Genomic DNA, 19,570 nt, shown 5'->3' with positions numbered 1-19,570 from the left:
ATACTCACTCTTGCAGTTGGGACAATGTTTCCATCTACAACAATGAAATCACCGGTTAGGTCCCGTCGTTTCAGCGCGGTGTTTTTAGGTTATTTCGCATCTTTATCAAGCACTCATCCACTAACTGTAACTGCGCTTCTGAAATCCCGGTACTCATCCGTTCGGCAACCTGTTGTTGCAACGCTTCCGCCTGTGCCAGTAACGTGGCACCTTTGGCCGTCAGCTGTAATAGCACACTGCGACGGTCTTGCGGATGCGGCAATTTTTGCAGCAATTCCTTTTGCTCCATTTCTACCGCCAAACGCGTCACCTGTGCTTTGTCGCGGTGTAGTTTCTGCGCCACCAACTGTGGTGTAATGCCATAGCCAGAGCCAACCTGGCGCAACATCCGAAAATACATCAGCGACAACTCCGGCAACTCCTGATTAAACGCCTCCTGCAACGCCGCTTTATAGGAGTCCAGTACCGCAAATAACGATTGATTAATACTCATTGATTGACTTTATCAACTAAATGGGATTTAATTGATTTTATCAACTAACATCTCAAAACAAAATGCCTAATCACAGGTTTTAAGCGCAGGAGCACATAATCATGCCGCATCAATACCGTATCACCGTCGAAAAACTCGACGGCGAAACCACCACACAACAAATGAGTTTCGAAACCATTAACCATGACGATATGTTTGCGATTTTGGAACGCGTGGATGGCAAGCTGGGATTTACCGACGAACAGACGAAAAATTTTATTGTTGGTTTGAAACTGTTCAGTGAAGTGATGTTGGCCGAACGTAAACATCCGCTATTTAGCGAGTTCGGCCCACAATTCAAACTGTTTATGAAAAAACTCAAATCAGGACTTTAGTTTATAACCCTAATTCCGTTTTAAGTTGCGCTACCCAGGTTGCCACCCGGTCATCACTGCGACTGGCTTGATTATCCTTGTCGATGACCAAGCCGACAAACCGGTCATCTAACACGGCGGCAGATTGGCTGAATTCATAGCCATCTAGCGGCCAGCTGCCGACGACGTCAGCGCCACATTCAACCACACAGTCGTATAATTCGCCCAGAGCATCGACAAATTCATCCGGATAGTTAACCTGATCGCCCAGACCGAACAGCGCTACCTTTTTACCTGACAGGTCCAGTTCATCAAAGTTAGGCATAAACTCTTCCCAACTGGCTTCCTGACATTCTGCTGATAGGCCTGGCAACTGACCTTCACCCAAAGTCGGGGTACCCAAGATCAGGCAGTCATATTCATCAAAGATTGCCGCATCATCCACCCGGTTGATATTGAGTGGTTTGGCGGCAACACCATCACCCAGCAGTGAGTAAATCTGCTTAGCGATTTTGCGGGTACTACCGGTATCAGTACCAAAAAAAATTCCGACTTTTGACATCATTCACCCCTTGCGAAAAAATGGATTCAGCGATGACAGTGCAATTCGCATTCCTCATATATCATTTTGAATTTAATTGATTTTTATTAAACAACATGGCACTCACGACTGACAAATTGTCACAAAGCTGACAATCAATCGTCATCGTCGTCTTCGTCATCATCATCTGGCGCCTGCCAGGTGATCGCCCGGTAGATTTCTACCCGATCGCCATCTTTCAATGACGCATCCAGAGCGCTGATTTTGCCAAATACTCCCACTTTCTGCCGATCGAGCTTGATTGCCGGAAACATCGCTAGAATCCCAGAAGCCTCAATCGCGGATAACAGTGTCGCATCTTCGTCCACTTGTACCGGCAACCACACCTGCTCTGCTGGCAAGGCATACACTACGCTGACTTTCATGGTTAGCCTCCGGATACCGGCGCGGCGGCCAGCGCTTTGCGTTGTTGCAGTCTTAAGGTCACTTTCTGCTTGATTGCCAGCACAGTGCCGAGCGCCAGAAAGCCGCCTGGCGGCAAGATCACCAGCAGCAAGCCACGATAATCGGGGATCACGGTGGTTTCCAAAAAGGCGAAGTGACTGCCCAGCAACAAACTGGCATTAGCAAACAGCGTCCCGCTGCCAATGATTTCGCGAATGCCGCCGAGCATGGTCAGTACCCAAGTAAATCCCAGCCCCATTGCTAAGCCATCAACAATCGACGGCAAGACGGGGGACTTACCGGCAAACGACTCCACCCGCCCCAAAATGGCACAGTTGGTCACAATCAAAGGAATAAACAACCCCAGCACTTTATGGAGTGGATGTAACCAGGCATTGAGCATGGCATCAATCAAAGTCACCAACGAAGCGATGATGATGATATTGGCGGGTATCCGCACCGCTTTGCTGATAATGCCTTTTGCCATAGATGTCAGCAGGTTGGAAGCAACCATTACCACCGTTGTTGCCAATCCCAGTCCGAGGCCATTGGTCGCGCTGCCAGTCACCGCCAGCAATGGACACAGCGCCAGACTCTGTTTGAGAATGATATTGTTGTGCCACAGGCCTTCGCCGATGATATGGCGGTAATCATTGTTTGCCATCAGTGGTCTCCTCTGTCGGCTTTACTTGCGGTAGCTGCTGCATCAATGCCTGCATCGCCTGATGAACGCCATTAACGACGGCCCGCGGGGTAATGGTGGCGCCAGCAAACTGATCGAATGTGCCGCCATCTTTTTTTACCGCCCACAATGACGTGTTTTTCAGCGAATGTTGGTTGAAACTGAGGATCCACTGGCTTTTTGCCAGCTCGATTTTGTCACCCAATCCTGGCGTCTCGCTGTGGCTGAGGATCCGTACACCACTAATCACCCCATCACTGTCCACCCCCAGTAGAAAGCTAATGGTGCCGCCATAACCTTCAGTGGTGCCACGCACCACATAATGAGTGGTGGTACCCTGCGCATTTTTCACCGGATAAATCTCATAGCGACTGCCGTCAAATTGGATGTTGTCGGCATTGGCAAACACCTTATTCGCGTATGGGGCACCGTTCAGTACCTCAGTCAGCAAGGCATTTTGATCTTCCTCAATCCGTTTTGCTATCAAGGGCTTGGTATAGGTATCAGTTACCACCAACAGTAATGCGGCCACACCGCACACGGTTGCTAACAAGCCACTTTGGTAACTGATCCCTTCTTTCCATTTTTCTAGCACTGCCAGCATGATTATTTCCCCGCAACTGAGCGGCTACCGAAAATTGCCGGCCGCAGATAATGGTCAATAAGCGGGCTGGCGGCATTCATGATTAACACGGCAAAGGCCACCCCTTCCGGATAATTGCCGAAGCTACGGATTAACCAGATCAGCAAACCACAGCCAGCGCCATACACTAACTGCCCCCGCACACTGGTAGGTGAAGTCACCAGATCCGTCGCGATATAGAAAGCACCTAACATCGCGCCACCACTGAAAATTTGGGCGGGTAAAGATAAAAAGGTCGTCGGCGCAAACCAGTGGCCAATCAGCGATGGAAAGCCAAGTCCCGCGAGGAATGACAACGGAATCGCCCAGTGAATGATGCGGCGTTGTAGCAACAACAGACCACCGGCAAGGATCAGCAATGAGCTGGTTTCGCCGAGACTGCCGCCTTCTGTACCAAAGAACATAGAAAATATTGTTTCAGGTGTTTTACTCAATCCAGACAAAGTCGTCGCGGCAGTGACGCCATCAAACTGCAGCCAGCCATCGGGAACGGTCACCAGGTTGTGACTAAAATCCAGTGGCGTCGGCACAGCCCAATTAGTCATTTCCACCGGAAAGCAGATGAGCAACATCACTCGCGCCAGCATCGCCGGATTAAACAGATTCTGTCCCAAACCGCCATAGATCTGTTTACCGACGATTATCGCAAAGGCGCTGCCCATGGCTGCCAACCACATGGGGACGGTGGAAGGCAGACTCATGGCCAGCAACAAGCCGGTTAGTAACGCCGAGCCGTCCATACAGGCCGCACTTCGGCGTTGCATTAATTTAAGACTGGCATATTCCGCTAATACCGCTACGACACAGCACACCAGCACCGTACGCAAACTGCCAAGACCGAATTGGTAAATGCCAAATATCGTGGCGGGTAACAGACTCAGCAACACGGTATACATGATGCGCACACTGCTGTTACGAGTGTGGGCAAAGGGACCGGACGAGGGTTCGTAATTAATCATGTTCCAACTCCTTAACCGGACGACTGGCGCGAGGGGCACGTTCACGACGTTTGGAGGCCTTCGCGGCCTGTTTAGCGGCAGCTTCTTCAGCGAGCCGCTGTAAACGGATTTCATTGAGTGCTTTGGCCTTGGCCGAGCGCTGGGTTTTGAGGCGATTAGCATTAATCGAACCCTTGGCATGCAGGAAATACTGCACCAACGGAATCGCTGAAGGGCAAACATAGCTGCACGCGCCGCAGCCAAGGCAATGCTGGATCCCGATATCCTCTGCCGCTGAAAAATCGGAGATACGACTGAAGGCAGCCATCTGAAATGGCATCAACCCCATCGGACAGGCACGCACACATTGCCCACAGCGAATACAATCTGAGGGCTGACGCTGGCGCACTTCGGCATCGGTAAGTGCCAAGATGCCGCCGACAGTTTTATCAATCGGGATATAAGGTGACGAAATCACCTGTCCCATCATCGGACCACCGAACACCAGGCGCGCAGTGCTGTCGCTGATACCGCCGCACCAAGCCAACAACTCATGCACCGGAGTGCCTACTGGCACCTCAACATTGCGGGGACTCCCGATGCCACGGCCAGAGACAGTAATCACCCGGCTGACTAAAGGCCGCCGAAAACGCACTGCTTGATAAACGGCGCGAGTGGTGGCGATGTTATGCGTCAGAATACCGATAGAGTTGGAAAGTTTACCGACCGGAACCGTCTTGCCGGTAACAGATTTAATCAGATGCCGCTCCGAGCCCATGGGGTAGATGCTGGGCACACTGAGCACCTGAATTTTTTCATCTTCAGATGCCGCTGAGCGCAGTTGTTCAATCGCTTTGGGCTTATTGTCTTCAATACCGATGATGGCTTGTTTGGCACCGCTCGCAGTGAGGATTAGCCGTACGCCAGCAACAATCTCCGCCGCATACTGTTGCATCGCCACATCATCACAGGTCAGATACGGTTCGCATTCACCGCCATTGATCACTAAGGTGTCCACGTTAGCACTGCGCGCAAAGCTCAGTTTGGCAGCCGTTGGAAAACCGGCACCGCCTAAGCCAACAATGCCCGCGTCACGCACCCGAGTAATAATCTCGTCTGCCGACAGCTGGTAGAAGCTGCCCTGCGGCGCACTTTCGCCCCAACGTCTGTCGCTGTTAGCACGAATGATGATGGTGTCGCATTTGGCTTTCGAAGGGTGAGAATTGAAATGTTGGGCAATGCCGGTCACCACGCCGTTTACCGGAGAGTGTATCGGCGCCACCATCTCAGAGCGACCTTCGGCAATTTTCTGCCCTCGCAATACCGTATCACCGGGTTTGACCAACGGTGTCAGCTTGGCACCATTACGCAACTGCAATGACAACATCACATTACGTGGCCAGAACTCACGATCAATACCATTATTACAAGTCAGCAGCTTGTGGCTATCGGGATGAATGCCGCCACGGAATGGCTGACGCAGAAATTTCAGCATAATGACCTCCTTCAGGCAGCTTCGGGTTGCGGTTTAGGCCAGAACCAACTGCGACTATCGGGAGTCAGCGGCACGGTTGTCAGACACTGTTGCGGACATACCTGGGTGCATAATTTGCAACCGGTACACACATCAGCGATCACTGTGTGCATCTGTTTGGTGGCCCCCACAATGGCATCAAACGGACAGGCTTTATAACAGCGACCACAGCCAGAACACTGAGATTCGTCAATTGTCGCCACCCACTGGATATCTTCATCAGCAATCTCTACTGAGACCCCCAACATATCCGCCACTTGTTTAGTCAGGTTTGCGCCGCCAAGCGGACAGCCTGCAGGACTCAGTACCCCACGTACCATTGCCTCAGCCGCCTGACGGCAACCTGCTTCGCCACATTGACCGCACTGTCCTCCGGGCATCAACGCCTCAATCTGGTCCACCAGCGGATTACTCTCCACTTTGAACACCTGCGAGGCATACCCCAGTGCGGCTCCGAGCGCCGCCCCCAACAACACCAAAAACACTACGCTAATCATCTGCTGGCCTCCTCAGACAATCCCGGCAAAGCCCATAAAGGCCATCGACAACAATCCCGCGGTAATAAACGCAATAGGGTTTCCTTTGAATGCCGCGGGCACCCGATTCAAACTGAGCTGCCCCCGTAGTCCGGCAAAGAGCACCAGCACCACCATAAAGCCGATAGACGAGCCGAAGCTGAACATAAAGGTCTGCATCAGTGACAACTGCTCCTGCACGCTGAGCAATGCCACCCCTAATACCGCACAGTTGGTGGTGATCAGCGGCAGAAATACGCCCAATGACTGATACAGTGATGGAAAACTTTTTTTGACATATAACTCAGTGAGTTGCACAACCGCAGCAATTACCAGAATGAACGCGATAATGCGCATAAATTCCAGATGCAGGGGTCTGAGGACTGCGAACTCCAATACCCAACTGACAACTGCAGCCAGTGTCAGCACAAAGGTGGTTGCCAACCCCATCCCCACGGCGCTGTCGATTTTGTTCGACACCCCCATGAAGGGACATAAACCTAGAAATTTGGCCAGCACCACGTTGTTAACAAATGCGGCACCAAGAAATATCAGTAAACCGTCGCTCATGGTTGTGTCTCAGTTGACAATCAATGCCAAGGAATTTGCAACGCTTATGCCAGTGGAATTGACGGCGGCATTTATGGTTCAATATACTGTTTTTTATTGATTTTTTAACATGAAGACACGGCATTTAAGCAGCAACAGCTTTGTCACAAAACAGACAAAACAGCCGTAAACCAACAGCAATGAAGGCACCGGATAAGGCATAAAGGCTGAAGAGTTGTTCGCAAGTCAGCACGACCTGCGAACCAAGAGAAACTAAGAGTTGATTAAGGTGCTATCAGGTGTGCCAATAGCGATTTATGAAACTCCGCGGGGGCCTGCATTTGCGGTGCATGACCATAATTTGGGAACAACACCAATTGAGCATTAGCAATACGCTTGGCCGCTTCCCGTGCTAATAGCGGATAATTGCCGAGTTTGGCACGATCTTCCGCTGAAGCGAGATTCTTACCGGGCGCAGTAGTGTCCCTTTCACCAATCATCAATAAGCTAGGCACGCTAATATCCGGCAACTCATAAACGACGGGTTGGCTGTAGATCATGTCGTACAGCAACGCCGAGTTCCAGGCGACAATTTCTTTACCTGGGCCCCGATACATGCCTGCGAGCATCTGTACCCACTTCTCATAAGCAGGCTGCCACTCACCGGCATAATAGGTTTTGCGCTCATAGTTACGAATGCCCTCATCGGTGGTTTGCAACGCCTGCCGATACCAACCATCCACCCCGATAAATGGCACCCCTTTCGCTTTCCAGTCTTCCAGACCAATTGGATTGACCATCACCAACTGTTCGGTATCCGCGGGATACATCAGACTGTAGCGCGCTGCCAGCATGCCGCCAGTGGAATGCCCCATAATAATCGCTTTGTTAATCGACAATGATGCCAGCAACTCATGAGTATTCTGCGCTAATTGCTGAAAACTGTACTGATATGTTCGCGGCTTACTGGACTTACAAAAACCGATTTGGTCCGGTATGACTACCCGATAACCAGCGGCACTCAGACTTCTGCCGGTATCTTCCCAAGTCGCCGCACAAAAATTCTTGCCATGTAACAGTACCACGGTGTGACCGTTAGCCTTGGTTGGCTGCAGGTCCATATAGGCCATATGCAATGGCTGCTGTTGCGATTCAAACTGGAACTGTTTTACCGGCCAGGGATAACTGAAACCTTCAAGCTCTGGACCATAGGCGGGTTTAGCTGCGGCGTTAGCCACGCCATTCAATAAAATGCCCGCGGCCATAGTGATCAATAGCCAGCTTTGCCTGTTGCTGTACATCGCGACCTCCTGTTATTCAGCTTTTGGTGAAATAAGGCGCTGCCAGTCTAAGGCAAGCGGCAGTTACTGGTCAAAACTTCCCCGACACCGCCGACAACAGTGCGACATCGCACTGCTTTGGTGAAATTATCCGCAATCGCCACACTGCATTTTGTCATTCACCTATCGCTAATTGTCGTAAAACGAACAATTTTTAGCGTCGATTTAACAATTGTTCCAAAACAAACAATCACATACAAAACAAATAGATATCAGTATCATCTGGCAAAAGTTAGCAAAATGTTACAGTGGTCTAATTTATGCAGTATCCCTAAAAAAGCAGACAACAGTTGCGATGGTCGGGAAGGCGAATATGGAACAGATAGACAAAGTCGTACCCCGGATTAACACTCCGGAATTTGGTCTGGAAGCGTATGCGCAGATCCTGCAGAATGCACCAGTTGCCATCAGTATCACGGATAACCGCGGCAACCTGTTGCTGGTCAATGATACCTTCCTGGAGATCACCGGTTATAGCCGGGAAGAGTTGCTAGGCAACAACTGTTCAATGTTGTCCTATAAGGCGACCCCTCGCAGTGTTTACGAAAGTCTGTGGGGCGCGATCACCCGCGGCGATCACTGGCAAGGACAGTTGATCAATAAGCGCAAGAATGGTCAGCCATACATCGCGGAAATCTCTATTTCTGCCTTTAAAAACAATGAAGACCAGCACTGCTACTACTCGATTCACAAAGACATCACTGAAAGCCATAAGCTGCAAACACATCAGAAGAATCAGTACACCATGTTTCAGGCGGTGCTGAATTCCGCACCGATTGCCATCGCGCTGATCGACAGTCACCACAACGTCTTATTCAGTAACCGTCGCTTTGATCATCTCAGCGAAAGCATTCAGATGTCACCGATTGAGCTGTTGGCACAGGGCTTACTTCAGGAATACGGCGTCGACGCCATTGAAAACTTTGTCGGTAATCGGCAGAACCGCTACAAAGGCGTACACATGGAGGAACGGGGTCCACTGGGTGAGCGTTGGTTTGATTATGCGCTGGCGAAAATTCCAGTGACCGATACCACCGCCGAAGCGTACTTTCATCCGGCGGACGAATTCTACACCGTCGTGGCAATTGCCGATCGCACCAAAGAAAAACTATTGGTGGAAGAACGTCGGATTAATTCAGTCAAGCTGATGGCCAGCGACAACAAATATGTGCATGCCATGCAGGAAGCACTGATGGCAACGCTGCACCAGCTGCAGGGGCCGTTCAACATGTTGGAATCGGCCGTAAAAATTCTCAAGAAAACCAATCACGCCTGCCCCGGCCTGGGCGCGATGGATGAAGCCATGATTAATGCTGTCAATGCCATGAATGAGATCAAGCAGGCAATTCCTGAGCGCGCCAATGAAGCCTTCCAACCGGTCAATCTGAATCAAGTGATCCGCGACGTCACCGCCATCAGCACCGATGAGATGCTGCTGAGTTGTATTCATCTAGAGTTACACCTTAAACCCGTGTTGCCATCAATTTCCGGCATGCCGCATCGACTGGTGTTAGCCCTGAAACAGATCATCGATAACGCCATCGACGCGATTCAGGTGTCCAAAGCCGAAGAACGTACCATTCTGATCGCCACCAGCGAGGATGATAGCGACATCAGTATTCTGGTCGAAGACAGCGGTGGAGGGGTGCACGAAAATTCCCGTCTGAAGATATTCCAGCCATTTTACAGTACCAAACCGCGCCACCTCTCTGGCTGTCGCGGTATCGGCCTCTCGATAGTGCAACAGGTGCTCAACGAGCATTCCGCCACCATCAGTATCGGCGACAGTGCCCGCATCGGTGGTGCCAGTATTCGTCTGACGTTCCCCAAACACACATGGTGATTGCATTATGGCTGCAGAATTGAATCTCTTTGATTTGGAACGGCAGTTACTGGCTGCCATGTATAAGATCAGTAGCGAGCTGAGTACCAGTCTCAATTACACTGAATCATCCAATAATGTGTTGAAGATTTTACACAACGAATGCCAGCTTAAGTGTGGCATGTTGACCATTCTTGATGACGAACGCGATATTCTGCTGATCAAGTCGATCCACAATCCGTCACCTAATCCGGTAATGGATGAAAAGCAGGTGTATTACAAGGTAGGAGAAGGCATCGTCGGTGATGTGCTGAAACACGGTAGCACCATTGTGATTCGTCAACTCGGCAACGATGCGCGCTTTGCCGATAAACTGGCGTTATATGACTATGAAAAACCTTATATCTGCGTGCCGCTGAAAGACGGGGCCAACAAAGTGATTGGCGCGCTCTCGGCCCAACCGCCGCAGTGTCGGGATGACTCACTGGCCGCGCTGTCAAAATTTTTGGAGATGATCGGCAATCTGATCGCCAAAAACGTACAACTGGCTCATAAAGTCGAAACTAAAGAACGGCAGTTGGTCGATGAACGTGACGGCCTGCGGCGTAAAGTGCGCAACAACTACAGCTTTAAAAACCTGGTGGGCCACACCAAGACCATGCGACAGATCTTTGAACAGATCCGGCTGGTGTCACGTTGGGATTCTACCGTGTTGCTTCGCGGAGAATCTGGCACGGGTAAAGAGTTGGTTGCCAACGCCATCCACTACAACTCCCCGCGTGCCAACAATCCGTTTATCAAACTTAACTGTGCGGCACTACCGGATAATCTGTTGGAATCTGAGCTATTTGGCCATGAAAAAGGCGCGTTTACCGGCGCGGTTAAGCAGCGCAAAGGGCGCTTTGAAATGGCCCATAACGGTACGATTTTCCTGGATGAAATTGGCGAAACCAGCGCCGCATTTCAAGCCAAGTTGCTACGGGTACTGCAGGAAAAGGAGTTTGAGCGCATCGGTGGCACCTCCACGATTTCGGTCAATGTGCGCATCATTGCCGCCACCAACCGTAATCTCGAAGAGGAAGTCAGTCAGGGTAATTTTCGCGAAGACCTCTATTACCGTCTGAACGTCATGCCGATGTACCTGCCGCCACTAAGGGATCGTATTGAGGATTTGCCGGAACTGGCAGAGCACATCACTAAAAAGCTCAGTATGGCCCAGCAACGTCAAGTGTCGCTCAGCGATAACACCTTACGGTTGATGATGGGTTATACCTGGCCGGGTAACGTTCGTGAACTGGAAAACACCTTGGAGCGAGCTTCAGTGTTGTGTGAATCCGGCATCATCGGCCCGGAGTTGATCAGTTTCAGCCAGTTAGAAAGCCAGATGCCGCTGCAACCGGCCAAGGTACATGCGGCCAACAATAACCATTTCAGCGAACCGGAGCCTAGCATGGACGAGCGCGAAATGGTGATTGATGCTCTGGAACGTTCCGGGTGGGTGAAAGCTAAAGCCGCCCGTTTGCTGAACATGACGCCACGCCAGATCGCCTACCGTATCCAAATCATGAACATCGAAATGAAACAGCTGTAAGGCAGCTTGTCGGCTCAGTTGTCGCGTTTGCGACAATTGTCCGGCCAGTCGCAACCAACAAAATAGCTAAACTACTGATAGATAATAACTAAATTGCAGGAACAGTGTTTGCAACAGGTACTTCAGTGTTTACGTCTATGCCGAGGAAGCCATGGAACGTCAGTCGATGCCATCAACCACTCAACATACTGCAACCAGACCGGCTGGTCAGGTGCGTCATCTGCTGCCTAAAGATATTCAACAGCAGATCGCGACCCATCCCTGTTATTCCAAGCAGGCGCATCAGTATGCGCGTATGCATCTGCCGGTGGCGCCCGCCTGTAATATCCAGTGCCATTACTGCAACCGTAAGTATGACTGCAGTAACGAGTCGCGCCCCGGGGTGGTATCAAGGCTGATGGACTGTGATGGTGCCCTGAAGCAGTTTCGTAGCATTAAAAAACGCGCGCCGAATCTTACTGTCGTCGGTATCGCGGGACCTGGTGACGCGCTGGCAAATCCGCAAGCCACCTTTGCGACCCTGAAAAAGATCCGCATGGAAGACCCACAAGCGCAGTTATGTATCTCTACCAATGGCTTGATGCTGGAGCATTATGCTAGCGAACTCGCGGCAGCTGGCGTGCATCACCTGACGGTTACCATTAACTGTATTGATCCGGCAATCGGCGAGCAGATTTACCCTTGGGTGTATTACGACCATAAACGTCTGCGCGGACGCGCAGCCGCTGAACGGCTGATCCAAAACCAGCTCGCGGGTTTAGAGGCGGCCGCAGCAGCTGGCATGCTGGTGAAGGTCAATACCGTGTTGATCCCCGGTATTAACGATCACCATATTGAGCAGGTGTCGCAAGAAGTGCGTCGCCGCGGGGCTTTGATGCATAACATCATGCCGCTGATCTCCGCAGCTGAGCATGGGACTTTTTTCGGCATCCGCGGTCAGCGCGGTCCATCAGCGTCCGAACTGGAAGCCGCTCGCGCCATCTCGTCCCAATATATGCCACAGATGACCCATTGCCAGCAGTGCCGTGCCGATGCCGTTGGCACACTGGGAGGCGGTTGTGGGCAAAGTGAAGAACCAGTGGTTGAACACAGTTACAAAGTAGCCGTCGCAGGTAATGGTGAAGCGCTGATCCAAACTCATTTTGGGCATGCCAAACGTTTCGAGATTTATCGTTTTGATAAGCAACAACAGCAGTTTATCTATCTGGAAACCCGCCAGGTTGCTCAATACTGCAGTGGTACTCATGCCTGCCCTGACGACGACAGCGATAAACAACTGATCATCGATGCGGTAGCCGATTGCCAAACCGTATTGTGTGCCCGCATGGGAATTGCGCCTTGGCGCGCATTGGAAAAACTGGGAGTCACGCCTAACGTGGATTTTGCTTTCCAGCCAATCACCGAAGCGCTCGCAAGTATCGCCGCGAGAATAGCTACCCCATTGACGCCTGGAGGTAACCATGAAGTATGCCATTACTGATAAATGTGTCGGGTGCTATGCCTGTCAATTGGTATGTCCCAGCCAGGCGGTATATGCAGACCCAGACGTAAATGGACGCTTTCACATTCATAGTCGTCGCTGCACCGGGTGTGAAGATCACTATGATGCGCCACAATGCGCCAGTATCTGCCCGATTGAAGAAGCCATCGTTAACGAGATGAACATGCCGGTTAATCCACAAGGGAGCTTGACCGGTATCATCAGTCCGGGAGCTGCATTATGACCAGCGAAGACGAAGTTGCACTGTTTTGGTTGCCAATCATGTTGTCTTACATCGCGGGTGACACAGTGCTGCCGCCGCAATTGGGTCTGGCTTCGGTAGAATATGACGCCATCACCAGCCGCACCCGAGTCTTACGGCAAACCTTGGACAAGAAACATCTGTCAGAACGACGCCAACTCAGGCAACAATTGCTGCTGATGCGCCAAAAGGAATATCGGGAATTGAAGGCGCTGCTCATCGAACATGCCAATCCTGAATCAGGCTTTGCCGAACAGGCCGCCAGCGTTATCGCCTGCGGCTGCCTGGGCAACCGCCACCTGTGGAAAGATCTCGGGCTGCCAGAACGGCCCCGGCTGAGCCGTATGTTTGCCTGGTATTTTCCACAACTATTTAACGCCAATGATCGCAATATGCGGTGGAAACGGTTTTTATACAAGCAGTTATGCGATCATGGAGGCGACTATGTATGCCGCGCCCCTAGCTGCAATGAATGTTCAACCTATCAGGAGTGCTTTGGTTCAGAAGAGCGCTGAGAGATAGCCGCTATTGCAGCGATGCCCAGCGTACTTTGTCATCGTTATCGAACTCTATTACGCAGCGATAGTAACCTAAGGTGTAGGGGCTATCGACGATAATGCGATGGCCATCAGTCGTGGGCGGTTCTGATAGCCGCAGGAATTCGCCAGTGGCGAGTTGTTGCAGTACCGAGGTCTTACTGACGCCGGCCGTGAAGTTACCACAAAGAAACACGACTTCGTTGCGTGCTTCCCGCCACACAAACAGGCCGGTCAGCAACCAGGCACAGGCCAGCATCGCAGCAATGATCAAAATTGCTTTTCTCATCGGACGCCTCATCAAGGCATATCTCTTTGATATTATTATGGCTTAATTCTGATTAACGGCACTGACGCGAGTTGAATAAGTGACAATCAACTGGCTGGTTGTCCGACAATTTTGCTGCGGCGCTCCATAAACGCCACATCTCGCCATACGCCATGCAATTGACCCAGCTTTTCGCGTATACCCAGTACCTTAAAACCATACTTCTGGTGCAACGCGATGCTGGCATTGTTTTCACTGAAGATGCCAGCCTGCAGAGTCCACAAACCATTGGTTTCGGAGTCATTGATAAGACGACTCATCAATGCGGAACCCACGCCTTGTTGTTTGGCGTCGTTGGCAACATAGATACTGACTTCGGCTACACCGGCGTAGACTGCGCGCTTAGACACCGCAGATAGCGCTGCCCATCCCACCACGTTTCCGGCCAATTCGGCCACCAGCCGACACTGCGGTAACATGGCACTATCCCATTCTTCCCAGCTTTTGGTGGCCACCTGAAAAGTGGCCTTGCCGCTTTCAATCCCTTGCTGATAGATAGCGCTCACGGCTGGGTAATCAGCAACGGTGAACGCTCTGACGCACAACATGACAACTCCTTATCTGTCCAACAACAGTGACATCATTCTTCGGGATGCTCCTGTTGCCACTGCTCGATAACTTCCTTCGCTGCGCGAAATGCATCAATACCCGCGGGAACGCCGCAATACACCGTTGCTTGCAACAGTACATCCTGGATTTCGGCCACACTACAACCATTGCGAAGAGCGCCACGTACATGGACTTTTATTTCTTCACTGGCACGCAATGCTGCCAGAGTCGCAAGGGTAATGAGGCTACGGGTTTTGGGCGGGATAACTTCGCTAGTCCAGACTTCGCCCCAACAATTAGCGGTCACCAACTGCTGCAATGGCCGAGTGAAGTCAGTGGCATTGTTTAGCGATTTATCAACGTAAGCGTCACCTAATACTGCACGTCTGACCGCCAAACCCTTCGCGTATTTTTCGTTGTTATCCATCGCCGCATCTCCCCCGATGATTATTTAAGATAGGAACAACAATAATCAGTCACAGTCTGTACTTTCAACGAAAAACTCGCATTACCCGGAACGGAAAAACTTTCCCCGCCAGAGACATGTAACCATTGGTCGCTACCGGGCAACAATACATCTAACTCCCCCACCTGGATTTCCATTAATTCTGGAGCATCAGTACCAAACTGATAGTCACCCGGCAACATAATTCCCAAGGTTTTAACGGTGCCATCGGCAAAAGTCAGCTTGCGGCTGGTTACCTTGCCTTCAAAATAGATATTGGCTTTTTTTGCTACTGTAACTTGCTGAAACTCTGACATAAGACTCCCCAACGCAGATGATGAAAATAATGTATTTCAAGTGGCTGAGTTTGCGCTAAGTTCCGCAAGCTGCAAAGCAGTTTTGTTGCACCCAGGTTAAATTTCACTGTTCGCAAATTCACCTAGATAATGACAAAAAGCCGCCGAGAACCTAGGCCAACGTCTTGTTATTAACCGCAACATGGAACTCGCCATTGGCCGCCAATTTCAGCGCAATACCTGATGCGGCGCCAGCGGTCACTGTGCTGCCGCTACTTGTACCATTTTCTGCAACAGTGGTGCCTGCAACGCTCTCAGCCTGACTGGCACTCCCGGAAACGATTCTCGCCATCGCATTCAGGGTATTCAGCTCGCGGGTCACCGAGGTGTTGCTATTCAGGGCGGTCGTCAATTGATCTTTGTATTGATAGTCAGCCGGCAACTGTAGATTACCTTCAGCATCAAAGCTCATTTCAGCAGGGGCTGTCGGAATATTGTTATCTTTCATCAAAGTAGACAGAGCATTTGAAGCATGAGCGGTCAAGGCTTTGAGGTTACTCATTGACGGTAACAGCAATTCCTGAGTGTTATACGTCCCGCTGCTACTCTGGGCTGAGGTCTCAAAGTAGTTATCTAGATTGATGCTCTTGCTACCCATATTGGTATCCATGCGAAATACTGACGAATGAGTCTGCTTTTGGCCTGCTTCAGCGGCTGCTAACGCTTTACCCTCTGATGACAAGGACACTGACGGGGTAGATTTTGCCGCATAGGAGGCAACACTTGCCGCATTATTAGTGGCAGTGACAGCTTTTGCCGTACTGGCGGTAGCACTGTTGGTCGCGCTATTGGTGACGACATTGCCAGCCGCTGGGGCCTGCTCCGCATGAGTTTGGTACTTGTTGAGTGCCTGCGCCTGATAAAACGGGTTGGGGGATTGAACCTGCATGATGACTCCTAGTATCGATATCACTTTCTTTGACGTATCGATATCAACGCAAGTCATAGGCCAACATATTGAAATTAAATGTAAAATAATGTCGGATTAGTGTAAGTGTAAAAATAACAATTCGATCACCTGCGCTATTCTAACTTGAAGCACACAAAAGCGACCGGATTAGGATGTTGACGGCATTCACGTTGTTGATTGGCTGTACAGCTTTTGCATCAACGCGATGGGCCTTGTGCTTCTCTTTGTCTCATCGCTGATTTTGTCGCGAATATCACTATTCCGGCGCCGACTACAATGACTGCCACCAATCCCAATAGCATAGTGCTGGGGGAAACTTCGGAGATGCCGGCACCTTCGGTTGGCAGCAATAGATATATGAGTGACAGCAATGTCAGCGGGATTGATAGGATCAGCCCAATCACTTCAATCCAGAATAATGCGCGCGGCATTTTATTGGGCGAAACCGGAAAGATTTTTGCCAAATCTAACGCATACACGAGGAAATAGGATATGCCACAGATTGCCGCCATGATGACCGCAATCTCGGAGCCGATAAAAGAAAAATAGATTAACGCAAGACTCCCAATCCCCAGGACAGTGAGAAATACATTGAAGATTCCCAGTGTCATAGGCGATATATGGGAGAAATCCCGGGTTTCAATCGGACCGCCTGGGATCAAAAGCCCGAGTAATACGGCTGAAGTGTGGCAGAACTTGCGCTGAGGGAGGGACGTCCATCACATCACTACACCTTGCCTATCGGCGAGGTATTCGCCACCAAGCTGGCAGAACTTGTGAAAAATATTGAAGGTTATGGCGTGACACTGAACTTCCGTGATGAGGATTACAACGCTGAAACGGGTGGTTTTCATCCAGTAGAAATACGCTTGGAGCGCCATCGTGAACAGTGGCGTATCTGCTATATCACCGAGTTTTGCTATGTCGGCAGCGGATACTTCGCAGAGCTGGCAAAGGCTATCGATTTTGACATCGGCTGTGACACGTTTCAGACCGCATTTGGCTGCTTTCCAATCCGTACTGGACACGATATGTATGAGGTATGGGAACCCAACTTTTTGAGCTATTGGGAGATGGGTGTATTCACTATCAAGGTGACACCGGATTAGTGCTTTAACAGCAAAAAATGTTCAGCTCCTAATTTTCTATAAATTTTACCCAGTGTATATTTGCAATGAGGTAATATTTACGCTATAGTTATTTTACCCACCAAAAACGAGGTAATAAAAATGGATTCTAAAAAAATTTATGAAGAGCTACATCCATCATTTCGTGACTTATTCAACGGTGAAAATGGTCAAGTGATATGGGAATGTCTTTTAAAACCTGAAAATAAAATTCGCGCTGAAACAGCTGCATACTTGGGAAAATCCCCCTTAGACGCACTCACACCTGAATTCTTAGCTCTATCTCCCTTTAGCGATGATAAAGAATCAGATGAAAAAGACAGACTTAAACAACTTACAGGTTCACTAGTGAGAATTCTAATGGCGTCATGGGGATATAAACCTAATTTATCTAAACAGAGGTTACCAAGCTCAACTGAGAGTAAACGTCAACTTTTTAAGACTGCAACAACTTACTCAAGAAACGAAGAAAAGGAGTGAATACATGTTGAAAATTACCACAGAAAATCTCCCTAAACTGGGACGAATTTATTTGCGTAATGTATTGCAAAATATGCGAAATTACGAAGAGTCCGCTGTAAAATTTGGACTATTGGGAGAAATGAAATTTCCAAACTATCAAGTGACATTGCCAAATGGTCGCATTATTACTTATAGAGGAATCAACCATGATCAGTTTGGAAAAGATGATTTCGAAGTAACCCATTTAAGTGAGTCATTTTCGTTTAGCCAGATTAAAGCCGCTAGAGAAAATTCTTCTGAAGAGTGAAATTCAGGCACAAAAAAACCGACTTCATGTCGGTCATTTAGATGGTACCAGAGGACGGACTCGAACCGTCACGCTTTTAAGGGCGGGGGATTTTGAATCCCCTGTGTCTACCGATTTCACCACTCTGGCATTGGATCTTACTTATTTACCGTGCATCCCCTTGAGGGTTAGCTTCGGTACGGACGGCATTATACCTAGGCGCTATACAATCGCAAGTGCTTTCAAAGGCACTATCATAAAATGCGGTTCAAGTGCTTAAATTTAAGACGTCGCGGCCTAATTTTTAGGCTTTAAAGACTTTAAATCACATTTCCGATGGTACTTTGGTGCAGGAAATTGATGCTGAAAATTTGATCGAGCGCAGATACTGAAATAAATGAGCCTTCTTCAAAACACGTATTAGGCGAATTCTTGATCATGATCAGGTTATGTCGATGCAACATTGACTACTTTTTAGCTGACTTTACGATAAGAGGAGCACGTGAATGACTCAATGGTTTGACCTAGATGTTATGTTCACAACTCCCCTGGGTCTACTGTCCACACTGGTGCTGCTTGGTACCGTTGGATTACTCGGTTACCTGTCTTGGGTGCTGATTGTAAAGTCTGCTAAGACTTAGTTTTCGTATTCCTTCTGCGAGTGACACTAGAAGTGATTTGGGCAGCATCGCGCTGCCCTTTTTGTTGTTCATCACGCGTTACGCTGCGTGCTTACGTACTTGAGCCAGACTATTGATGAATTGAGGCCGCGCTTTCATCAAGTGCTGCATATCTTCTTTGCTAAGTTCGCCCGCAGGCAATCTCAGTACCCGACGATTCAGATGCCGACGAGCTTTCATCGAAATTTTAAAATCCGCTGTGGGTCCTTGAATGGCGTAATGACGTTCATTTCCGACACATTCCAATATGTGCGTGTTTAGCAGACTTTGTACCACCATATCTTCTTTAGGCATGGTTAACACCGCACTTCCCTGGAGGAAAAATTCACGCAACAAGGCTCTTTCAGCCGGATCCAGTAATAACACCTTTTCTTCAATAGCGTCATCAACCCGACGCCCTTGCAAGTAATGTATCGCTTCATCCAGCAAAAAATTGACGATCAATGCTCCGATATAAGCTACCGCACATAACAGCCCTAACCCAATATAATGACCATTGTCAGCAACCCATAAATCCAAATTCACCAAATGCAGCAACGGTGATGGCGTAAACAGCAACAACGTTGTCAGCAATATGCCCCAAAGCGCGGTACCTAACAGTAATCCACGTACACTGAATGTTTTCGGTAAGGTGAGTTTGAATCGCTTCATGGTGATATCCGCAGTCAAAAATTTGCAATATCTAAGCGAAAGCAAATCTGGTG

General features: G+C 49.6%; 26 protein-coding genes and 1 tRNA gene. 9 read left to right on the top strand and 18 right to left on the bottom strand.

The features are described from left to right. Positions 1 to 70: 70 nt before the first annotated feature. On the bottom strand, positions 71 to 493 hold the full coding sequence (locus tag PY479_RS02190; RefSeq protein WP_275482732.1) for a MarR family transcriptional regulator: 423 nt from the start codon (positions 491 to 493) through the stop codon (positions 71 to 73). 101 nt (positions 494 to 594) lie between these two features. Between PY479_RS02190 and PY479_RS02185 the strand changes: the two genes are divergently transcribed. Further along, positions 595 to 867: a DUF3861 domain-containing protein gene (locus tag PY479_RS02185; RefSeq protein ID WP_212595405.1), complete on the top strand. Its 273-nt coding sequence runs from the start codon at positions 595 to 597 to the stop codon at positions 865 to 867. Between the two features lies 1 nt (position 868). Here PY479_RS02185 and PY479_RS02180 read toward each other — a convergent pair whose 3' ends face one another. The 9 genes from PY479_RS02180 to PY479_RS02140 all read right to left on the bottom strand — a co-directional run bounded on the left by PY479_RS02180 (position 869) and on the right by PY479_RS02140 (position 7,993). After that, positions 869 to 1,411: a flavodoxin gene (locus PY479_RS02180; protein ID WP_228730398.1), complete on the bottom strand. Its 543-nt coding sequence runs from the start codon at positions 1,409 to 1,411 to the stop codon at positions 869 to 871. A gap of 131 nt (positions 1,412 to 1,542) precedes the next feature. Beyond that, a complete protein-coding gene (locus PY479_RS02175; RefSeq protein ID WP_212595404.1) occupies positions 1,543 to 1,812 on the bottom strand; it encodes an RnfH family protein in 270 nt (89 codons plus the stop codon). Between the two features lie 2 nt (positions 1,813 to 1,814). Next, entirely contained in the window at positions 1,815 to 2,495 is a 681-nt protein-coding gene (locus tag PY479_RS02170) for an electron transport complex subunit E (RefSeq protein ID WP_275482731.1), read from the bottom strand. Then, a complete protein-coding gene (locus PY479_RS02165; protein WP_275482730.1) occupies positions 2,482 to 3,117 on the bottom strand; it encodes an RnfABCDGE type electron transport complex subunit G in 636 nt (211 codons plus the stop codon). Before PY479_RS02165 ends, PY479_RS02170 begins: the two co-directional genes overlap by 14 nt. A 2-nt stretch (positions 3,118 to 3,119) precedes the next feature. Further along, positions 3,120 to 4,115 carry an RnfABCDGE type electron transport complex subunit D gene (locus PY479_RS02160; protein WP_275482729.1) on the bottom strand — a complete coding sequence of 332 codons (996 nt, stop codon included), beginning with the start codon at positions 4,113 to 4,115 and terminating at the stop codon, positions 3,120 to 3,122. Further along, positions 4,108 to 5,589, bottom strand: a complete 1,482-nt coding sequence (rsxC, locus tag PY479_RS02155; RefSeq protein WP_275482728.1) for an electron transport complex subunit RsxC — start codon at positions 5,587 to 5,589, stop codon at positions 4,108 to 4,110. The genes PY479_RS02160 and rsxC overlap by 8 nt, the downstream gene beginning before the upstream one ends. Positions 5,590 to 5,600: 11 nt before the next feature. Then, positions 5,601 to 6,125, bottom strand: coding sequence for an RnfABCDGE type electron transport complex subunit B (locus tag PY479_RS02150; protein ID WP_212595399.1), 525 nt, complete (start codon positions 6,123 to 6,125; stop codon positions 5,601 to 5,603). 12 nt (positions 6,126 to 6,137) lie between these two features. Then, positions 6,138 to 6,713 carry an electron transport complex subunit RsxA gene (gene rsxA, locus PY479_RS02145; RefSeq protein ID WP_212595398.1) on the bottom strand — a complete coding sequence of 192 codons (576 nt, stop codon included), beginning with the start codon at positions 6,711 to 6,713 and terminating at the stop codon, positions 6,138 to 6,140. 263 nt (positions 6,714 to 6,976) lie between these two features. Then, positions 6,977 to 7,993: an alpha/beta hydrolase gene (locus PY479_RS02140; RefSeq protein ID WP_275482727.1), complete on the bottom strand. Its 1,017-nt coding sequence runs from the start codon at positions 7,991 to 7,993 to the stop codon at positions 6,977 to 6,979. A 352-nt stretch (positions 7,994 to 8,345) separates the two neighbouring features. Here PY479_RS02140 and nifL point away from each other — a divergent pair, with 352 nt between their 5' ends. From nifL to PY479_RS02115, 5 genes are all read left to right on the top strand, one after another. Continuing rightward, positions 8,346 to 9,875 (top strand): nitrogen fixation negative regulator NifL, encoded by a 1,530-nt coding sequence (gene nifL, locus PY479_RS02135; RefSeq protein WP_275482726.1) that lies wholly within the window; start codon positions 8,346 to 8,348, stop codon positions 9,873 to 9,875. 7 nt (positions 9,876 to 9,882) lie between these two features. After that, positions 9,883 to 11,445, top strand: coding sequence for a nif-specific transcriptional activator NifA (gene nifA, locus PY479_RS02130; protein ID WP_228730397.1), 1,563 nt, complete (start codon positions 9,883 to 9,885; stop codon positions 11,443 to 11,445). Positions 11,446 to 11,596: 151 nt separating this feature from the next. Further along, the gene (nifB, locus tag PY479_RS02125; protein WP_275482725.1) at positions 11,597 to 12,925 is read left to right on the top strand and encodes a nitrogenase cofactor biosynthesis protein NifB; all 1,329 of its coding nucleotides are present in this window, start codon (positions 11,597 to 11,599) and stop codon (positions 12,923 to 12,925) included. Next, complete coding sequence (locus PY479_RS02120; RefSeq protein WP_275482724.1) at positions 12,906 to 13,169, top strand: 4Fe-4S dicluster domain-containing protein; 264 nt, start codon at positions 12,906 to 12,908, stop codon at positions 13,167 to 13,169. The genes nifB and PY479_RS02120 overlap by 20 nt, the downstream gene beginning before the upstream one ends. Continuing rightward, positions 13,166 to 13,702 (top strand): nitrogen fixation protein NifQ, encoded by a 537-nt coding sequence (locus tag PY479_RS02115; protein ID WP_275482723.1) that lies wholly within the window; start codon positions 13,166 to 13,168, stop codon positions 13,700 to 13,702. Before PY479_RS02120 ends, PY479_RS02115 begins: the two co-directional genes overlap by 4 nt. A 10-nt stretch (positions 13,703 to 13,712) precedes the next feature. Here the strand turns inward: PY479_RS02115 and PY479_RS02110 are convergent, their stop codons facing one another. From PY479_RS02110 to PY479_RS02085, 6 genes are all read right to left on the bottom strand, one after another. Then, positions 13,713 to 14,012 carry a hypothetical protein gene (locus PY479_RS02110; protein ID WP_275482722.1) on the bottom strand — a complete coding sequence of 100 codons (300 nt, stop codon included), beginning with the start codon at positions 14,010 to 14,012 and terminating at the stop codon, positions 13,713 to 13,715. A gap of 86 nt (positions 14,013 to 14,098) precedes the next feature. Next, positions 14,099 to 14,599, bottom strand: a complete 501-nt coding sequence (locus PY479_RS02105) for an N-acetyltransferase family protein (RefSeq protein WP_343377244.1) — start codon at positions 14,597 to 14,599, stop codon at positions 14,099 to 14,101. A gap of 32 nt (positions 14,600 to 14,631) precedes the next feature. Further along, entirely contained in the window at positions 14,632 to 15,027 is a 396-nt protein-coding gene (locus PY479_RS02100) for a carboxymuconolactone decarboxylase family protein (RefSeq protein ID WP_212595390.1), read from the bottom strand. A gap of 20 nt (positions 15,028 to 15,047) precedes the next feature. Then, positions 15,048 to 15,362 carry a pyrimidine/purine nucleoside phosphorylase gene (locus PY479_RS02095; protein ID WP_212595389.1) on the bottom strand — a complete coding sequence of 105 codons (315 nt, stop codon included), beginning with the start codon at positions 15,360 to 15,362 and terminating at the stop codon, positions 15,048 to 15,050. Between the two features lie 151 nt (positions 15,363 to 15,513). After that, positions 15,514 to 16,290: a hypothetical protein gene (locus PY479_RS02090; protein WP_275482721.1), complete on the bottom strand. Its 777-nt coding sequence runs from the start codon at positions 16,288 to 16,290 to the stop codon at positions 15,514 to 15,516. 218 nt (positions 16,291 to 16,508) lie between these two features. Further along, positions 16,509 to 16,922: a hypothetical protein gene (locus tag PY479_RS02085; RefSeq protein ID WP_275482720.1), complete on the bottom strand. Its 414-nt coding sequence runs from the start codon at positions 16,920 to 16,922 to the stop codon at positions 16,509 to 16,511. A gap of 75 nt (positions 16,923 to 16,997) precedes the next feature. Between PY479_RS02085 and PY479_RS02080 the strand changes: the two genes are divergently transcribed. The 3 genes from PY479_RS02080 (at position 16,998) to PY479_RS02070 (ending at position 18,207) form a co-directional block, all read left to right on the top strand. Further along, positions 16,998 to 17,420: a DUF2787 family protein gene (locus tag PY479_RS02080; protein ID WP_275482719.1), complete on the top strand. Its 423-nt coding sequence runs from the start codon at positions 16,998 to 17,000 to the stop codon at positions 17,418 to 17,420. A gap of 120 nt (positions 17,421 to 17,540) precedes the next feature. Then, entirely contained in the window at positions 17,541 to 17,918 is a 378-nt protein-coding gene (locus tag PY479_RS02075) for a hypothetical protein (protein WP_275482718.1), read from the top strand. 4 nt (positions 17,919 to 17,922) lie between these two features. Continuing rightward, entirely contained in the window at positions 17,923 to 18,207 is a 285-nt protein-coding gene (locus tag PY479_RS02070) for a hypothetical protein (RefSeq protein WP_275482717.1), read from the top strand. A 42-nt stretch (positions 18,208 to 18,249) separates the two neighbouring features. Here PY479_RS02070 and PY479_RS02065 read toward each other — a convergent pair. Further along, a tRNA-Leu gene (locus PY479_RS02065) sits at positions 18,250 to 18,336 on the bottom strand. Between the two features lie 569 nt (positions 18,337 to 18,905). Further along, a complete protein-coding gene (locus PY479_RS02055; protein ID WP_212595365.1) occupies positions 18,906 to 19,517 on the bottom strand; it encodes a superinfection exclusion B family protein in 612 nt (203 codons plus the stop codon). Between the last annotated feature and the right edge of the window lie 53 nt (positions 19,518 to 19,570).

The organism is Shewanella sp. A32 (assembly GCF_029167175.1).
Taxonomy (GTDB): Bacteria; Pseudomonadota; Gammaproteobacteria; order Enterobacterales; family Shewanellaceae; genus Shewanella; species Shewanella yunxiaonensis.
The sequence above is the reverse complement of the archived record's forward strand: the minus strand, read 5'-3'. Positions and strand labels throughout refer to the sequence as shown.

Bases quoted from the DNA above. Each gene is read 5' to 3' on its own strand.
- PY479_RS02180 (WP_228730398.1), bottom strand. From the start codon at position 1,411: ATGATGTCAAAAGTCGGAATTTTTTTTGGTACTGATACCGGTAGTACC.
- nifB (WP_275482725.1), top strand. From the start codon at position 11,597: ATGGAACGTCAGTCGATGCCATCAACCACTCAACATACTGCAACCAGA.
- PY479_RS02085 (WP_275482720.1), bottom strand. From the start codon at position 16,922: ATGACACTGGGAATCTTCAATGTATTTCTCACTGTCCTGGGGATTGGG.
- PY479_RS02175 (WP_212595404.1), bottom strand. From the start codon at position 1,812: ATGAAAGTCAGCGTAGTGTATGCCTTGCCAGCAGAGCAGGTGTGGTTG.
- rsxC (WP_275482728.1), bottom strand. From the start codon at position 5,589: ATGCTGAAATTTCTGCGTCAGCCATTCCGTGGCGGCATTCATCCCGAT.
- PY479_RS02105 (WP_343377244.1), bottom strand. From the start codon at position 14,599: ATGTTGTGCGTCAGAGCGTTCACCGTTGCTGATTACCCAGCCGTGAGC.
- PY479_RS02110 (WP_275482722.1), bottom strand. From the start codon at position 14,012: ATGAGAAAAGCAATTTTGATCATTGCTGCGATGCTGGCCTGTGCCTGG.
- PY479_RS02115 (WP_275482723.1), top strand. From the start codon at position 13,166: ATGACCAGCGAAGACGAAGTTGCACTGTTTTGGTTGCCAATCATGTTG.
- PY479_RS02070 (WP_275482717.1), top strand. From the start codon at position 17,923: ATGTTGAAAATTACCACAGAAAATCTCCCTAAACTGGGACGAATTTAT.
- PY479_RS02055 (WP_212595365.1), bottom strand. From the start codon at position 19,517: ATGAAGCGATTCAAACTCACCTTACCGAAAACATTCAGTGTACGTGGA.
- PY479_RS02090 (WP_275482721.1), bottom strand. From the start codon at position 16,290: ATGCAGGTTCAATCCCCCAACCCGTTTTATCAGGCGCAGGCACTCAAC.
- PY479_RS02100 (WP_212595390.1), bottom strand. From the start codon at position 15,027: ATGGATAACAACGAAAAATACGCGAAGGGTTTGGCGGTCAGACGTGCA.
- rsxA (WP_212595398.1), bottom strand. From the start codon at position 6,713: ATGAGCGACGGTTTACTGATATTTCTTGGTGCCGCATTTGTTAACAAC.
- PY479_RS02140 (WP_275482727.1), bottom strand. From the start codon at position 7,993: ATGTACAGCAACAGGCAAAGCTGGCTATTGATCACTATGGCCGCGGGC.
- PY479_RS02170 (WP_275482731.1), bottom strand. From the start codon at position 2,495: ATGGCAAACAATGATTACCGCCATATCATCGGCGAAGGCCTGTGGCAC.
- nifA (WP_228730397.1), top strand. From the start codon at position 9,883: ATGGCTGCAGAATTGAATCTCTTTGATTTGGAACGGCAGTTACTGGCT.
- PY479_RS02185 (WP_212595405.1), top strand. From the start codon at position 595: ATGCCGCATCAATACCGTATCACCGTCGAAAAACTCGACGGCGAAACC.
- PY479_RS02190 (WP_275482732.1), bottom strand. From the start codon at position 493: ATGAGTATTAATCAATCGTTATTTGCGGTACTGGACTCCTATAAAGCG.
- PY479_RS02075 (WP_275482718.1), top strand. From the start codon at position 17,541: ATGGATTCTAAAAAAATTTATGAAGAGCTACATCCATCATTTCGTGAC.
- PY479_RS02160 (WP_275482729.1), bottom strand. From the start codon at position 4,115: ATGATTAATTACGAACCCTCGTCCGGTCCCTTTGCCCACACTCGTAAC.
- PY479_RS02120 (WP_275482724.1), top strand. From the start codon at position 12,906: ATGAAGTATGCCATTACTGATAAATGTGTCGGGTGCTATGCCTGTCAA.
- PY479_RS02095 (WP_212595389.1), bottom strand. From the start codon at position 15,362: ATGTCAGAGTTTCAGCAAGTTACAGTAGCAAAAAAAGCCAATATCTAT.
- PY479_RS02165 (WP_275482730.1), bottom strand. From the start codon at position 3,117: ATGCTGGCAGTGCTAGAAAAATGGAAAGAAGGGATCAGTTACCAAAGT.
- PY479_RS02150 (WP_212595399.1), bottom strand. From the start codon at position 6,125: ATGATTAGCGTAGTGTTTTTGGTGTTGTTGGGGGCGGCGCTCGGAGCC.
- nifL (WP_275482726.1), top strand. From the start codon at position 8,346: ATGGAACAGATAGACAAAGTCGTACCCCGGATTAACACTCCGGAATTT.